The 16566-nt window shown below is 54.9% G+C and carries 13 protein-coding genes; 7 read left to right on the top strand and 6 right to left on the bottom strand.

Annotation, left to right across the window (positions count from 1 at the left end; translation table 11 throughout):
* Positions 1-15: 15 nt before the first annotated feature.
* From VFO10_RS06680 to VFO10_RS06670, 3 genes are read right to left on the bottom strand one after another with little or no spacing between them, the layout of a single operon-like run.
* On the bottom strand, positions 16-1185 hold the full coding sequence (locus VFO10_RS06680) for a hypothetical protein (RefSeq protein WP_325138328.1): 1170 nt from the start codon (positions 1183-1185) through the stop codon (positions 16-18).
* Positions 1186-1905: an outer membrane lipoprotein-sorting protein gene (locus tag VFO10_RS06675; protein WP_325138325.1), complete on the bottom strand. Its 720-nt coding sequence runs from the start codon at positions 1903-1905 to the stop codon at positions 1186-1188.
* Between the two features lie 22 nt (positions 1906-1927).
* The gene (locus VFO10_RS06670; protein ID WP_325138323.1) at positions 1928-3262 is read right to left on the bottom strand and encodes an ABC transporter permease; all 1335 of its coding nucleotides are present in this window, start codon (positions 3260-3262) and stop codon (positions 1928-1930) included.
* A gap of 150 nt (positions 3263-3412) precedes the next feature.
* On the opposite strand from VFO10_RS06670, the gene ggt reads away from it, so the two are divergent.
* From ggt to VFO10_RS06645, 5 genes are all read left to right on the top strand, one after another.
* Positions 3413-5155, top strand: coding sequence for a gamma-glutamyltransferase (gene ggt, locus VFO10_RS06665; protein ID WP_325138321.1), 1743 nt, complete (start codon positions 3413-3415; stop codon positions 5153-5155).
* Positions 5156-5480: 325 nt separating this feature from the next.
* Positions 5481-8123 carry a peptidase U32 family protein gene (locus VFO10_RS06660; RefSeq protein ID WP_325138319.1) on the top strand — a complete coding sequence of 881 codons (2643 nt, stop codon included), beginning with the start codon at positions 5481-5483 and terminating at the stop codon, positions 8121-8123.
* Positions 8124-8267: 144 nt separating this feature from the next.
* Positions 8268-11066 (top strand): 7TM diverse intracellular signaling domain-containing protein, encoded by a 2799-nt coding sequence (locus tag VFO10_RS06655; protein ID WP_325138317.1) that lies wholly within the window; start codon positions 8268-8270, stop codon positions 11064-11066.
* Positions 11067-11737: 671 nt separating this feature from the next.
* The gene (locus tag VFO10_RS06650) at positions 11738-12463 is read left to right on the top strand and encodes a hypothetical protein (RefSeq protein WP_325138316.1); all 726 of its coding nucleotides are present in this window, start codon (positions 11738-11740) and stop codon (positions 12461-12463) included.
* Positions 12464-12476: 13 nt separating this feature from the next.
* Positions 12477-12767, top strand: a complete 291-nt coding sequence (locus VFO10_RS06645) for a hypothetical protein (protein WP_325138314.1) — start codon at positions 12477-12479, stop codon at positions 12765-12767.
* A gap of 47 nt (positions 12768-12814) precedes the next feature.
* Here the strand turns inward: VFO10_RS06645 and VFO10_RS06640 are convergent, their stop codons facing one another.
* Positions 12815-13627 carry an MOSC domain-containing protein gene (locus VFO10_RS06640; protein ID WP_325138312.1) on the bottom strand — a complete coding sequence of 271 codons (813 nt, stop codon included), beginning with the start codon at positions 13625-13627 and terminating at the stop codon, positions 12815-12817.
* Between the two features lie 93 nt (positions 13628-13720).
* Here VFO10_RS06640 and VFO10_RS06635 point away from each other — a divergent pair, with 93 nt between their 5' ends.
* Together VFO10_RS06635 and VFO10_RS06630 are read left to right on the top strand one after the other, a co-directional pair.
* Entirely contained in the window at positions 13721-14707 is a 987-nt protein-coding gene (locus VFO10_RS06635) for an AgmX/PglI C-terminal domain-containing protein (RefSeq protein ID WP_325138309.1), read from the top strand.
* Positions 14704-15015: a DUF4389 domain-containing protein gene (locus tag VFO10_RS06630; protein WP_325138307.1), complete on the top strand. Its 312-nt coding sequence runs from the start codon at positions 14704-14706 to the stop codon at positions 15013-15015. Before VFO10_RS06635 ends, VFO10_RS06630 begins: the two co-directional genes overlap by 4 nt.
* Positions 15016-15089: 74 nt before the next feature.
* On the opposite strand, the gene VFO10_RS06625 is transcribed toward VFO10_RS06630, so the two are convergent.
* Together VFO10_RS06625 and VFO10_RS06620 are read right to left on the bottom strand one after the other, a co-directional pair.
* Positions 15090-15743: a DUF4360 domain-containing protein gene (locus VFO10_RS06625; protein WP_325138305.1), complete on the bottom strand. Its 654-nt coding sequence runs from the start codon at positions 15741-15743 to the stop codon at positions 15090-15092.
* A gap of 313 nt (positions 15744-16056) precedes the next feature.
* Positions 16057-16548, bottom strand: a complete 492-nt coding sequence (locus VFO10_RS06620; RefSeq protein ID WP_325138304.1) for a hypothetical protein — start codon at positions 16546-16548, stop codon at positions 16057-16059.
* Positions 16549-16566 lie beyond the last annotated feature (18 nt).

The raw sequence follows: 16566 nt of genomic DNA, 5'->3' as shown, positions 1-16566 counted from the left end.
CCTTCATACCTCAGTTTAGAGCGTAAATTTCCAATCCAGACTCGCCTGCCGATCAAAGGGCCGCAGCGCATACTGCTGCCGATCCCCTTCGCTGAAACCAAGAAGGCTCAGACCCAGGACCTGATGATCATCGACCAGCCATTCGCCCCGTACATTGGCAAGATAGCCGCGATCATCAACGCCGCGCAGAAAGGTGGCAAAAATATTCCAGCGATCATCGAGTCCCAGCCCACTCATGCTGGCTATCGCATAATTTTCACGTAAAAAAGGCCGAAAATTGCCCGCGTTGACCGGAACTGTGACGTTCAAAAGCCGCGACAGCTGCCAGAGCTTCTGCAGCTCATCGCGGGTGACCAGGGGATCCTGATGATAGTACTCCGCGCGGAAGGACCATTTATCGACGCCCTGATATTCCACGCCGCCGAGCTGCGAGCGCTGGTCTTCCGTCCAACCGCCTTCCGCATAGACCTTCCACGCCCCGATGATGCCTTGGGTGCTGAGGCCCTCATGCCAATCGTCTTCAAGATGCCCGACGGAAAGCTGGATATCGAAATTCGCGAACTGATAAAAGCCACGGGCCGCCCAACCCTTCCACTCGGCCTCATCATCCGGCAGACCGTTTTCATTCAAACGATCAAAAGGCAGAGCGAGGACTTCGAAGCTGCGGCCGGATTCCTGCCAGGCGATTTTTCCTTGCCAGATCCCGGCCCTCTGCTCACGCTGTCCGGGAAGATTTTCCTGGGCATAAAGGAAGTCACTCGGCGCCACGATCAGACCGGGAGCCTTGCGACTGCGCTCCTTGCCCAAAGTGACTAGGATTTTTTCAGTGGCCTGACACCGAAGGCCGCCTTGCTCCAGGATACCCAGGTCATCCTTGGGATCGGCATTGTGCAGGGCGCGGCCATCCAAAAAGGCTTGAAAACCCGAGTAATTTTTATAGTTCAGCGTCAGCGAAGCCTCCGCATTGGGACCTTTGACCTTGTCCCATTCCCCACGAGCGGCTTTGCGGGAGAAGGCTTCCAGCCACAGATAGCTGCGCTCGCTCAAGCCTTCAGGAAGTCGCAGGCCCTGATCTTTTTCCAGGGCTGGCTTGTCATCCGGCAGTCCCTGGGCCTCCTCCAAATCATCATCCTGAGCCTCGGCGAGGCGGGTTGCCAGCAGCAGTCCGAAAAGGAGACGTTTCATTTATTTCCCCAGGTTATCGACCACAAAACGACTGTCTGGAATCGGCACATCAAAGCGCATCTCCAGGATCTTCAGTTCGCTTTTCTGTTTTGTGATGACGTTTTCCATCAGAAGATGGGCGGGGCGTTCGACTTTGCCGAATTTCTGAACCGAACCATAAAGAAGCCGCTTCAGAAGCGTTCCGTTTGAATCGTAATACTGCTGCTGAACAGGCTGATGACTTTCCTTATCCACCCAAAGACGCATCTTCGCATACGGCGCTTCAGGAGTTTTGGCCTTGAGATCAATGATCCACTGCTTCGGTGTTTCTTTGACCAATTCAGGATTATAGCGATTCAGCCAATCCACCCGCAGAATATCCGCGTTGGAAAAATCACCGCCGGCGAAACTATCCCGGTCGGCAATGCGCACGACGCGCCCGACCGAAGGCATCCAGGTCCAAAGGTTATCGCCGAGACGCAGGATTTCCCGGCCCTTTTCGCGTTCCGGCTTGATAAAAACGCCATGATGATGATCCACGTCCTTGGACTGGAACTTGACTTCGTAGCTCATCACCGTTCCATCCGTCCGCGTGTTCACGAAACTGTTGACCGACTGATAGCCTTTCGGCGCCATATTCCCTTCGATTTCCGCGACGATGGCCCTGACATCCACAGGCTTATCCGCAGCCGAAGCTGTAAAGGGTAGCAGCAAAACCAGAGTCACAAGGAAGCGTTTCATTTTGAAATCCTTTCTGCATGCATCAGGTGCTGCCAAGGGCCTGCACCGGTTTCATACGACTGGCTCGCCAGGCCGGCAGAAGTCCTGCCACCAAAGCCGAACCGACGGCAAGGCCCAAAACCAGGGCGATGAAAGTAGGGTGAACCTGGGGGTAAAGGACGGTAGCCACCTGCTGGCCAGGCAATTTCATGACGATACCGATTCGCCCCAAAATGCTCATGAGGATGGCCACGAACACGACACCCGCGACACCGCCGGTCAAGCCGATGACCGAAGCTTCGCCTAAAAAAAGAAGCAGGATATGCTTGCGACGGTAACCAAGGGCCATGAGCGTTCCAATCTCACGCGTTCGTTCCATGACCGTCATGAGCGAGGTGTTCACGATCGCCGCGATCACGATCACGAAAATAATCACCAGGACCGCTCCGAATACTATATTCTGCAGACCCATGATGTCGCGAAAAAAAGGACTCAGGTCGAGCCAGGTCTCCACGAAATATGCGGAATCCAAAGCACGCGACAGCTCTTCCTTGATGGCATCCACGCGCCCCTGATCCCGCACGCGCAAGGCGATTTCCGAGGTTTCCTCGTCCAGATGCAGGGTTTTCTGAAGCGTGCGAAAATCCATCCAGGCCATGCGCGCGTTCATGTTCGGCAGTCCATAGTCGACCACGCCGAACAGCCGGGCGATCACGGCCTGCTGCATGTTGTTGCGATCCTGAAGCAGGAGCACGATCTCGTCCCCGATCGCGGCCTTGAGTCCACGCTGAAGCGCAGGCGTGACCATGATCTGATGAAAGCCGCCGGCCTTGGGACCTTCCGTTGCCACGACCGCCGTGGACGTACGAGCGTCGAGCCCGACGGCCTCCTCCAGATCCTCAGCGGGCGCGGCTGAGCTTGATTCCTCTTTGCGTGGATCCATCATCTGCCCGAACTGAACAGCATCCTGAAGACGCGGGCATACTTTCAATTCCTGCTCGGGGTCTATGCCTGTGATAAAAACCGGAGTCGAGACCTGGCTTTTCTGATGATTCAAAAGCCCCATAACGCGGAGCCTCGGACTAAAAGCCATGATATCCGGCTGAGCCTTGAGCTTTTGCTGCAGGCCCTGATCATAAGGAATCAGAATATTATAGGGATTGCTTTCCAGAGAATCCTGATAGCCGCGCCGATGAATCTGCAGATCACCATGCACCTTGCCGGTCAACGCGCTGCGAAATTCGCCCTGCAGACCATTCAGAAGACCGCGGGTGCCGGTGACGACCACGACACCGATGAACACTGTGATGATGGTAATCAAGGATCGCCTTTTATTGCGCCCGACATTGCGCAGGGAAACCTTCCATAGGTCAAGCACGGTTCACCCTCCTCCTTGGGTCTTCATCGTTTGACTATGCCTTGGCCGAAGTCATTCAGCAAGGCGAAGGCTTGCAGCCGCTTGGACTTTTGGGTTACCCTCCTGACGCAAGCTCGTTAACGGCCTTTCCATCTGGAGTTGAATGCTGCCATGGATGAACTTCAAAAGCGTCCGGGATTTTCCCCCAATAAAATCCTGGCGACCCTGGTCCTTTGGATTACTCTTCCTTTCTTTCTTCTCGAACCCAGCCTTGGCTTAAGTGCCTCACGCGCGCCGGTTTGGGGTCCGCGTGGACTCGTGGCCACGGTCAGTCCTTTGGCTTCGGAGGCTGGTGCCAGCATTCTGCGGCAGGGCGGTAATGCAGCGGATGCTGCCGTGGCCGTGGGCTTTGCCCTTGCGGTCACCTGGCCTGCGGCGGGAAACCTTGGCGGCGGAGGCTTTGCCCTGGTGCGCAGCCAGGACGGCAAGACCAACTTCATCGACTACCGGGAGACAGCGCCCGCGGCAGCTGATAAAAACTTTTATCTGGATGCCAAAGGCGATGTGATTCCGGGAGCCTCGACGACGGGCTACCGCGCGGTGGGCACTCCAGGCACCGTGGCAGGTATGGCACTCCTTCATAAAAAATACGGGAAATTGCCCTGGAAAAAAGTAATCGAGCCAGCCCGTCGCCTTGCAGTCGAAGGCTTCATTGCCGATGAGTCCTTCGTATCCATGCTCGAAGCTGGGAAAGAACGCCTGGGAAAATTTCCGGGCAGCAAACGCATTTTTCTGAAAGATGGCAAGGGCGTCAAGGTCGGTGATCGTTTCATTCAGCCGGAACTGGGCTGGAGTCTCGCGCAGATTCAAAAGGCGGGCGAAAGCGCATTTTATACGGGCGTGATCGCCCAGAAGCTGGTGAAGGACATTCAAAAAGGTGGTGGTGCGCTCACGGCCGATGATCTGAAAAACTATAAGGTCGTCGAGCGTGCGCCATTGGAAGGCCGCTATAAATCCTATCAGATCATTACCGCACCTCCGCCCTCTTCGGGCGGGGCGCTTCTCTTAGCCATGCTCGGCATGCTGGAAAAAGATGATCTGGCTTCGCTCGGTTTCGGTTCGGCTGCTTACTATCATCTGCTTGTCGAAGCGATGAAGCGCGCCTTCGCCGACCGCGCTGAATGGTTCGGTGATCCCGATTTCGTGCAGAACCCTTTGCAGAAGTTTCTCGATCCTGCCTACCTTGCAAAACGTCGTGCGGGTATCAGTCTGACCAAGGCCACGCCGAGTCAGGAGATCAAAGCCGGGGATTTTTCAGATAAGGAAAGCACGGAGACCACCCACTACACGGTGGTGGACGCGCAGGGCATGATCGTCAGCAATACCTATACGCTGAACGGGAGTTTTGGTTCGGGCGTCACAGCGGATGGAACAGGAATCCTTCTTAACAACGAGATGGACGATTTCTCGAGCAAGCCGGGATCACCCAACATGTATGGTCTTCTGCAGAGTGATCGCAATGCCATCGCTCCGAAAAAACGCCCCCTATCTTCGATGACGCCGACCATCGTTTTGGAAAACGGCAAACCCATTCTTGCGCTGGGTTCACCGGGTGGACCCACCATCATCAACTCCGTGTTTCAGGTCACGCTCAATACGCTCGTCTTCGACATGGATATCCAGGCCGCCATCGACGCTCCGAAAATTCATCATCAATGGATGCCCGATCGCATTCTCCATGAACCCTTCGGCGTGAATCCCGACACCAAAAAAATCATGCAGGGCATGGGTCATATCTTTGGGGATCGCACCTTCCAGTTTGGGGATGTGCAGGCGGTTCTTTACGACAAGAAACGTCAGCAGTGGTCCGGCGGCTCGGATTCCCGGCATGGCGGTTCCGTCGCGGTGGAATAAGTGTATTGATGATTTTTTACAAATGATTGCCGTTCGAACTTTTCATTCCAGCGGAACACGCTAGTATACTTGCGTTGTGGTCGTCCACGCTGTGAATCATGCACCTAACCCTGTCGCGCCCGACCCGGGTTCGACAGAGGTCCTGTATTCGACAACTGCTCATTGAGGAGCTTTCCTTACGATCCGTCGACCTTCGCTGGACGGCCGACGGATCCTCCCCCCTGGCCCCAGCTTGCGATAGCGCCATTTTCCCCCTAATTTGCTGGCTTTGGCTTGCAATTCCTGCTATCCCGTAGCCATCTTAGGTCGTATCCGAGGTATTCCCATGTCACGAGAGATCAGTCATCCTCACGAACCCTCAGCATCCCCAGCAAGCTCTGGACATTTCAGCGATTTTCCCGTGCCGGAAATCCTGGCTCCAGCAGGCGGAAGGGCGCAGTTTTTTGCGGCTTTGAATGCGGGAGCGGACGCTGTCTATCTCGGCATGAAGGAATTCAACGCCCGCGGGCGCGCGGAAAACTTCACGCTCGAAGACCTGCGCAGCCTTGTCCCTTTGGCTCGCAGTCGCGGCATGAAAGTCCTGGTTACGATCAATATCCTGCTGAAGGAAGCCGAGCTGCCGCGTTTGATCGCGGACCTGGGCGAACTGCAATGGATCGGCGTGGAAGCGGTCATCGTCCAGGACATCGGCGTGGCCCGCCTGATCCGTCGCGAATTCCCGAACCTCCGGCTCCATGCCTCGACCCAGATGGCCGTTCACAATGCAGCCGGCGTGATGGCCGCCTCCAAACTCGGTTTCCGCCGCGTGGTGATGGCTCGTGAATTGACTGCGCAGGAACTTCGCAAAATTCGTCGCGAAATTCCCCGTGAGCTGGTGGAGATCGAAGCCTTCTGTCATGGCAGCCTCTGCTATAGCTACAGCGGACTCTGCTTTTTCTCGGGCGCCGAAGATGCCCGCAGCGGCAATCGCGGTGAATGCGCCTATACCTGCCGCAAGCCCTATAAAATTCTGAATGAACCGGGCCACGGCTTTCTTTTCAGCATGAAGGATCTCAATACCAGCCAGGATCTCGACAAGCTCGTGACGGCCGGCATGGATACTTTGAAAATCGAAGGTCGCAAGAAGGACGCTCAGTACGTCGCGACCAGCGTCGGACTTTATCGCGATAAGCTGAATCAACTCTTTGGCCGCGATACTTCACCGCGCCCCCTTCAGCACGAAGCCCGCGATTGGCAAAGGGATATGGCCTTCAGTTTTCATCGGGACATGACCACCTTCTTTGTGAAGGGTCGTTATCATGAAAACGTCATCGACCTGGCCAACCCCACGCATAAAGGTCTTTTGATCGGTACTGTCGGCCGCATCGAAGGCCGCGCCATCGAATTCGTCACCCAGGAAGCGCTGGAACGTTTTGATGGTCTGCGCATTGATCCCGCGCTGGATGTCTATCATGCGAAGCCTCAGCACGGCGAAGATGTGAAGGCCAACATCAAGACGGCCAAACGCAAATGGGCCGGCGAAGAATGTCAGTTCTCGCTGCGTGATTTCACCGTCTATCAGCAGCGCCGCACAGAAGCCGCTGCGGGTGAAAAAGTTCGCATTCAGGTGCCCGATGATGTGAAACTGCCAAGGCCAGGCGATCTCATCTATAAAATTCGCTCGAACGAGCTCAAGCGTCATACGGAAGCTCTCAGCCAGGCGCCTGATGATGCGCGGCTGCGTCCGCTGCGTCTTGTGGATTTCAAACTGGCTGCGAAGGCCGAAGGTGATCAGCTCACCCTGAGCGCGGCCGCCTATCTCGGGACCGCGAAACTGCTCGAAACGTCCCTGACGGCCCCAGCGGAAAAACCCAAAAATGAATCACGTCTGAAAAAAGACCTGGCCGAACTCTTCGCGATTTTTGGCGAAGCGGAAGTCCTCTCCGCCTCGCTCGCTTTCACAGGCGACTGGGACTGGTTCGTGCCGAAAAGCCTTCTGAAACAGCTGAAAAAACAGGCTTCCGAACTGCTTGGGCCCAGCATTCCCGCTTTTACCCAAAGCTCCATGGATGCAGCCAACAGCAGCCTCCACACCAGGCGTCGCCGTCTGGAAGCGGTCACCTCCGCCCGCTATCAAATCAAAATAGATCGGCTCGATTATCTGCCGATCCTTCAGTCCTATGCGGACGCTCATCCCGATTTTTCCGTGGATGAAGTCGTTTTTGAACCGAAGCGGGCTTTCCTTGGAAAGATTTCCGTCGATTCCGCTTACGCCCAGCTCACGTCCGTAGCCGATGCCATGGGCGCTCAGCTTCGCCTGGCCCTTCCCACCGTAATCCGGGCCTGGGATGAGCCTTTGCTGCGACCCTGGCTGCGCGTCTTTCAAACCGATGGCCGCACTCCCTGCTTCGAAGTCGGAAACCTGGGAGCTCTGGAGCTTTTGGACGAGGCCGGCTATAGGCGCGAGGACTGCGATCTGGCTTCAGACTTCACCCTTTACGCTTTGAACACGGAGGCCGCACTCACGTTGACTGAAGAGCATGTGAAGCGCATCTGCCTTTCGGTGGAAGATGATCTTCCCAGCCTAAGATCGAAACTCCGCAACTGGCCTGAAAACGCTCAGCCGCAGGTGATCCTTTATAAGGACACGCCGCTTTTCATTGCCGAAGCCTGCTCTTTGACCGCCCTGCATCACGGCTGCCCCACAGCATCCGTCTGCGGTTACCGGACTCTTGAAATCGAAAACGATGAAGGTGAACGCTTTTTCGTGGCTCATGAAAGCTGCAAGTCCATCGTCTTCGGCAAGGAAGCCTTTGCCGTCTCGGATCACCGCAGTCGTCTGATGGAGCTGGGTGTCAGGGATTTCCGCGTGGATTTCCTGACCCGTGACTATACCGCCAAGGCCATCACGGACATCCTGGATGGCATTCGCGAAGGTTATAAACTCCCTGAAACTCACAGTGCGAACTTTGAAAGAGAACTCCTCTGACCGGAACGGGTGACCGGCCAGTCACCCGCGATTCGCTCTGCGAAAAGCTGCACGCGAAAACTTCTTTACCTTATCGTTTGAATGCCAGCCGCCGCGTTCTCTCCTTCCCGAACCTGCCGATAGCTTGGGGATGGAGAGCAAACCATGCTGAAGCGACTTCTATTTTTCATTCTGCTGATGAACTGGACTGCCCCCATCCAGGGTCAAATCGCGGTTCAAGACCAGCTCACGTTCGATGAGCGGGGGGGGACTTACGATCTGAATCGCCGACTCTGGTTTTTTGAAGATGCCGGGCGCTCATTTTCCGACAGCGACCTTGGCTCTCCTGAGTTTCACGCGCGCTTTGCTCCGCTCACGAAAAAGACCCCCAACTTTGGCTTTTCTGAATCAGACTGGTGGGCCCGCATCCCGCTGCGCAATCTGAATGAGCAGCCGCGGGCATTTCATATGACTGAAGGCTATGCTCTCGTGGATCAGATCGACGTCTGGCTGCTCGATTCGAGCGGCCGCATCCTGCAGCATGAAGTGGCTGGCGACAAGATCGAGGCCGAACATCAGGAGGTTTCCTACCGGCTGCCGACGTTCAAACTCACAGTGCCTTCCGGGGACTCGACCCTCATGATCCGCATCAAAAGCCAGGGCAGCGTGATCTTTGATATAGATCTTCACTCGGAAGTCAACTTCCATGAGCAGAAGACCACGGAATACTCCTTCCTTTATACGATGTTCGGCATATTGGGTGTGATGGCCCTCTATAATTTCTTCATGTGGATCCATCTGCGGCGCATCACCTTTCTTCTTTACATCGGATTTATCCTCACCGTCATCGGTCAGTTCATGATCGTAACGGGCCTTGTGACTCATCACCTGAAGGCAACCGCTTGGCTCATGAACGATGGCTATCTTTTGATTGCCAACAGCACGACCCTGATGGCCCTTCTTTTTCCCATTTTTTTCCTCTCGCTTCCAAAGCGGCATCCCTGGCTCATGCGCTTTTCCATGCTGGGTCTGATCCTGATCCTCGCCACGACGGTGGCGAGCTTTTTTTCGTATAATACAGGCGCGAAACTTTCGGTCTTCGGTGGACTCTTGGCCTCGGTCTTCGCTTTAAGCTGCGGCATCGTCTGCTCCCTCAAGCGTTTCCGTCCTGCTTATTTCTTCACCCTCGCATGGTCGGTCATCATCGTGGCCAACCTTCTGCGCATGGCCATGCTCACAGGCAGCATGCCCGCAACCTTCGTGGTCGAATGGGGCGTTCTGATGGGATCAGTCGTCGAGGTCGTTTTGCTGTCCCTGGCCATAGCCGATAAAATGCGCGTGACTGAAAGAGTCGCCTTCGAACGCATCGAGCATCTGAATGAGGATCTGCAGCGGGAGCATGATAAGGTTCTGGGGCTGAAGAACAATCTGGAGCGGCTGGTGGATGAACAGACCCGAGAAATCCGGTCCATTCTCAAGCATATCCAGATAGGGATCGTGGCTGTCCGTAAACCCGGTCTTTTGATTACGGAAACCCATTCGGACTGTGTAAAAAATATTTTTGATACGGATGAGGTCGCGCAGCGCTCGATTGTGGAGCTTCTCTTCCACGGCGCCGCAGCCACGCGAGAGATGAAGAGCCAGGTGCAGAATGCCCTGGAGAGTTGCCTGGATGAAGAAGGCATTGCCTTTGATATGAATAGCCACCTTCTTCCCAGCGAGCTGGTCTATCATCGGGAAGAGTTCGAACGCATCCTGCAGCTTGATTGGAATCCAGTCCTGGATCATCAGGGCCGGACCGAGAAGATCCTGGTGATCATGAAAGACGTGACCGCTCTGAAGAAGCTGGAACGCGAGACTGCGGAGAAATCCAAGGAACTGGAGCTGATCGGCGAAATCCTCGATGTTCCGCCCAGGCAGTTCAGTATTTTCATGAGCACATCGCATTCGCTCCTAGCGGAATGCACGCGGCTTTTAAAAGTCAACCCGGCTTGGGATCGCGAGGTTCTGAAGATCCTCTTTATCAATATGCACACCATCAAGGGTTCGGCGCGGGCGCTGCAGTTGAAGAATCTTACGCCGAAAATCCATGAGCTGGAACAAACACTGGCGGCCATGATGAAAAAGGACAGTCCTTGGAATCGCGACGTGCTCCTGGCCGCCACGGACCATATTCAAGGTCTGGTGGACCATTATCAGGAGTTGAATCAGGGCAAGCTGGGCCGTGATTCTGCGGATGCGGTGCAGCTGCCGCTTCGTTTCATCGGCCGGCTGCATCAGACCTTGCAACGTGTTGAGCAGGAGGTTCCCGCGGGTCTGAAGGTGCAGGTGAAACCTTTCCGGGAAACCCTGGAGGATCTGACGTTTGTCCGCGCGGAAACCGTTTTCCGTGAGGTCCTCTCTCATGCAGAGATGCTGGCGCGGGATCTCCGCAAGGAGTGCCCGGATATCATCATTCAGGACCATAGTATCCGACTGTCGACCGAGGGCCAGGACTTCGTGCGCAAAGCTTTCCTGCATATCATTCGTAACAGCATGGATCATGGTATCGAAACGCCGGCCGAACGCGTGAAGATGGGCAAGGCGGAAAAAGGCCGCATTGAAGTGAGCGTCAGCATGGAAGAGGATAGGCTCAGCATTCGCTATCGTGATGATGGACGCGGCCTGAATGTGCGGGCCATTCGTCGTCTGGCCCAGGAGCGAGGTCTTATTCAAAAGTCGAGCGCCATGACTCTCGAGGATATCGCCTATTGCATCTTTGAGCCGGGCTTCAGCACCAGCGCGGAGCTGAGCGATATTTCCGGTCGCGGGGTCGGCATGAATGCGGTGAAGGAATATGTGGAAAAAGGCAAGGGCACCGTGGCTCTGCGCCTTCTCTCCAAAGATGTGATCGATCCGGAATTCGTCAGCTTCGAGCTGATTCTGACCCTGAATGAACAGTTTTGTGCGGGCCAGGCCGCCTGAAAATTCAGGGCGTCTCACAGGCCGCTGCGTTCAGATCGGACCGACGGTCGGTCCTGTCTTGACGGCCACTCACAGTCCTATCCTCCAAATGGAGCCATTTCCCCTGCTCTCATGCACATAGTTATTCGTGACGACCCATTGCGGCTACGCCTCAGAGGATTATCCCAATGCCCCGAGGCCACGGCCGGCAGCCAACCACCGATTGTGCTGACATGAAAGGTGCGGCCCTGACCGAAGGCGGCCGTTCCAGGGATGCGCAGGCGGCTTTCAGATGCCTACGATATGTCTCAAAACCCTGGAAATTTAAGGGTTCCCCGCTCGACAGGCCACGATCAAAGGCAGCATCAGAAGCCCGCTCAGCTTTAACCATCGCATCATCCGTTTCCTTAGGCAAAGAGTTCAAAAGAGGCCGCTGATCGAGCGACAGGTTAATCCTCGCACGACCTGATCCCCAGGATTGAATCGCCGGAAGCTTAACTCGCTTGATACTTCCTCACCTTTCGGTCGTTCAACTTTTTGCAAGGCCGTGGAACCCATGCCTGTCGTGGCCTCCCTCGAACGTACTGAAACGGCCCACTCAATCACCATGGCTTGACAAGCGGCCCAGGCTCGATTAGCGTCGGTCACAGAACATCGCGCATCATAGCCAGGCCACGCGGGGGGACGACACGGTGGATCTTAGGTCATTTTTGCGGGAAAAGATCACCGCATGGACAGAGGCGAGTCGACGCCATACCCTGCTCCATTTAGCAGAAAGGAGTCGGCTGGGTTACAGTACGGTACGCCGACTTGCGTCTGGTGATGGCGAAGCCAATCTTCAAAGTCTCCTGCAGCTCGCCTCCGTGATCATGAGTCCCGAAGAAACCCGACAGGCCGTGCAGGATTTTTTTCCGGAAGCGCGCCTCGGTTTGGAACGACCCTTCCGCTTTTTCCCGAACGAGAAACTGGATCCGATTTCGTCGAAAGAAGCGATGCTGGCCGTGGCTCTCAGTTGCCCGGATGGAGGCATTGATGGCAAGGAACTCGAAGCCATCATGGGAACGCGCGCAGCGCGGGCCATACAATCACTGATTGATGCGGAAATACTCTGCCGTCACGAAGAGCGCGTGAAGCTCACGGCGGATTATTTCTTTGATCCCAACCCCGAACGTGTTTTACGGTGGATGGGTTATGTTCTGGATCTTTTCGATCGCGAGCGATCCGATCAAATGGGCAATTTCACATCTCTGCGCATTGAAGGACTCAATGACAAGGGGATCGAAAAGCTTCAGGAAGTGATGACCTTGGCTGAAAAATCCATTCAGAGCATTCTGGATGACAAAAACTGCCGGGGTTCGCAAAGCGTTGCAACCGTAGTGGTCAGTACTGTGTTGAATCCCAAGGCCCCATCTCCATAACAGCGAGTGACTCATGCAAAGACTTCTCTTGAAATTCCTGGCTCCAGCCGTTCTGCTCGCGACCCCATGGGTCAGCGAACTTACGGCCTCGACATTTGGTGGAAGCACCGGTCCAAGGCAATCGGCGGATGAAAACCTTCCCCGCATGGAAGTCGATGGCAATACCTATCGTCGGACCAAAGCGCGACTGTCGGTGGAAGACGTCGCGCCTCTGACTCTGCCGAGCGGTTCCTATACAGTGAAAAAATCGGACGAGGAAATCGTGGAATACAACAAGACTTTCCTTGTTGTGCCCCGCGACTGATCAAATCCCATGGCTGATCATCCCCTTCTTCGGAAGGGGAAACTTCCCTAAGCCTCGATGGTGACGGTATCGCCGCGCTGAATCGTAGCGCCAGCTCCTGATAGAACCCAAGCATTCATTCCAAAGAAAATCTTGCTGGTCCCGAGTTTGCGATAGCTCGCCAGGGTCCTGAGCGGCTCGACGCCGGTTTCCGTGGTTTTTTGATCAATCGTCGTCACATTGCAGCGGCTGCAGAGTTTGCTCAAACGGAGTTTCACGCGACCGCCGATGTTCAGCGTCTGCACCTGATCCTCGGCATGGGCCTGCCAGCCCTGAATCACGATATTCGGCCGGAAGCGATCCATGGTCAAGGTCGTTTCACCAGCCGCGGAAAGCTTGCTGTTCAAAAGATCCAGGGATTCCTGACTGATGATGAGATAGGGAAAAGCATCGGCGAACAGATAATCCACGGCGTGATCGTCCGTGTATTTCCTTTCCACGTGCCGTTCATGCTGCGGCCGCGCTTCGCACAGGCGAACGTCCTTATGCAGGATGCCTGAAAAAAAGGCAGCCGCCGCGTCCCCAAGATCCCAGGCGTCCACGGTATCCGACCACACCGTGACGGGACGGACTTTTTCCCGGCCCGTGGCCCGCGGCACGGTCAGCTTTTGATCCCGAAACTGAAAATGCAGGGCGTCGGTCACCTGGGTCTGGATCCAGGCCATGGCCGCATGCTCGCGCTGACTTAAAAATCGACCCTGGGCATCGACCAGCACCCAGCGCCGGTCATCGGGAAAGCCCGTCCCCAGAACGGATGTTTCGGGCAGTGCTTCGCCATGGCCGCCCTTCAATGGATAGCGATAGAGTTCTGAAATGATCATGACCGCTCGTCTCCTCAAGAAACATTTGCCCATATCACGGATGCTATGATCGAGCCAGCAGGCTTTGACATTCCCGCGTCAGGGGACCCATTTTTGAAACTCCAGTTTATCATCTCTTTCATCCTGGGGCTGACTCTGTCGGTCCCCTTGGCACCTGCCGAGGATCTCTATACGCCTTTGGAGTCCTGGGGCGGTGAATTCCTGCCCAAGGACTACGGGGGTTTTTATGTCAAAATTCGCCTGCAGGGCTTCAAGAAAAATGCCCGGGGTCTTTTCATCACAAGCAACGTGTTCCTGCATCTGCATGAAGTGAATACGGGAAAAAAATACCTGGTCAGTCAGCCCCTGGGGACGGATACTACAGGGCAGCAGCGGGTCTGGAAGATTCCGGCCGGCAATTATATCGTTCAAAAGTTAAGTCTGAACGATAACGTGGGACTGACGCGGACTTGGATCAGCAAGGGCAAGCCGCAGATTTTCATCCGGCACCTGATCCTTTCCAACCTTGGGAATCTCGTGCTGTCGCCGGGCCAGGGCAAAGCGCTGCTGGCGCTCTTTCAACCGGCGCCGGATCAATTCGTGAACAGCTTTCAGCACGATGCCTTTGCCGGTGTGATGGACGCCTATTCGCAGAAGGTGCAGAAAAAACTCGGTGGCTCGGAACTCTTCGCCAAGTCCGAAGATGACTTCAGCTCGGGGAATGAGGCGCGCGCGGCTTTTTCCACGCAAAGGCAGATCTCGATGCATTACAAGGTCGATCTGGGCAAGGACCAGCGCTTTTCCAAGAGCATCGTCAATACCCTGGCTTCCCAGGATTTGGACCTTCGGACCTGCTACATGGATCAGCTCGATCGCGATGGATCGCTGCAGGGGCAGATCAGCTTTCGTTTTCGCGTGAATAGCGGTGACGGCGCCCTGCAGAGCATCAAATACAGCGGCGGGACCTTGAACAGCAAAAAGGTCGTCGAATGCCTCTACTTCGCACTCGGTCGCATGCAATTTCCGATCGCCAGGACTCTGGATGGTCGCGTGACGTTTTACTTTAATTTCAAAGACGAAATGGGGAGGGCGAGCCCATGAATCCGGAAGTCATCATAAACAATGTTAAGAATGTGGAAACGTGGAGGCGGGCGGTGCCCATGCTGGTGCTCTTCCTGGCGTTCTATTCGCTGGTGCAGCCGATCCTGATCGCGATCATGCTGGTGCAGTTCTTCGCGCAGCTCCTGTTTCAGAAACGCCTTGAGAATCTTTATGCCTTCAGCGTGGACCTGACCAACTATTCCAGGAATCTTTGGCTGTTCCTGACCTATAACAGCGACCAGAGAATATTTCCCTTCGCCGATTGGACCAGCAGTTGCCACATCGGACAGGAGCGACAGGAAATCTGAAACAATAAAGCCCTTGCCCAAAAAGGCAAGGGCGACAGTGAGTGAGACCTTTCAGCCTACCCTCACCTCAACCATTACTGGCAGCGTCTCCAGGTCAGACCGAAGACTTGCTTGATTTCGCCATCGATCGAGTCGTTGGTGATCAAGCCTTGAGCGTTGGGATACGCAGAAGCGTTGACGTTCGATACGCGGATCGAAGTGTTGATGTTCAATGCGCGTTCTTTGGTACAATCCGACCAGGTGTCAGGCATTACGGACGACTGGAGGCCGATCTTGTCTGTGAAGACGAAATCTTCGCTCAAAGGACCTTCTTTGGTCGCCGAGAAAGTACCCGTGCGGCCTTGGCCTTCGAAGAAGTACGAGGTCGAGTGAGTTGCGCGGATGCCTTGGTCCAGACCCATGAAGCCACGGTAGAAGAAGCTACCGATCGAATACTGCCAGCCCACAGGAACTTTCAGAGTGGCGGTCACAACGCAGTTCTTACGGGAGTTGGCTGGGGAAAGGCCTGGGCCTGTTTCTGCGATGAATTCCGAGAAGGTCAGCGTGAAAGCTTGTTTGTCTTCCGAGATATTCTGAGCCACGGTTCCCAGCGGGCAGCCAGTACCGTTGACTTTGATGCTCTTGATCGTGACAGGTTCTGCGGGAACGAGGATGTTACCGAAAGAAACAGACGAAACCAGCAGCGCGGCGGGGGCGAGTACTTTAGCAAGATTTCCTACCATGCTCATACGAAATACCTTTCCTAGAGTTTATTGAGTCGAGGAGCAATTTCCAACACGAGCGATATATTGCAGAGCTCGTGCCAAGCATGAGCGCGGACCACGGTGGGCGCTATATTTTCTTAACATCTTTTAATTCTTAAAATTCAGTGAGTTACATGTGTATCTAAACGGCGTACACAAGTTTAGCAGGTCTAAAGCGAAGGGCGACACGACTGAGATTCACGAAGATCACTAAGATCAAAAAAGATCTCTGCGATGATCTCAGACGCTGAGATGAACAAAGACAAAGTTGGATCATAGGAATTAAAAAGAGTCGCGATCAAGAGACCTGGCGCGGCTTCATGAAACGCAAAAAGGCGAAGTAGATATCTGGATTATGATCCAGTTCGACGACATCACCGCACTTCGGACAGGCTTCGGGAAGCCGGGAATCCACCTGAGGTGACTCGCAGATCTGGATATCACGTCCGGGTACAAAAAGTTTGCGCGTTTCATATTCGCAGGACACGCAATGATAATGGACGAAAAACGATTCGACATATCCATTCTTACCGACGAATTCGGGAATCATGGAAAACTGCTCCACGACGACGGACGAGCAGTTGCGCAGAACGAGTTTGATCTTGTGCTTCATGATGGTCTGGATCCAGCTGCGTATGCCCGAACTGTTCATTCGTGTCACTTCAGCGAAGTCCACGATCAGCGTATTCTGCGCGCAACGAACGAACTCGGAAAAATCCGCGTACTCGTCAACGATGCCGGCTATTGCGACTTCGTTCTGGGCCAACCACTTGATCGTACAGTGCTTCATGCTCCATCCTCTGATGAA

Source organism: Oligoflexus sp. (assembly GCF_035712445.1).
Classification (GTDB): domain Bacteria; phylum Bdellovibrionota_B; class Oligoflexia; order Oligoflexales; family Oligoflexaceae; genus Oligoflexus.
The sequence above is the reverse complement of the archived record's forward strand: the minus strand, read 5'-3'. Positions and strand labels throughout refer to the sequence as shown.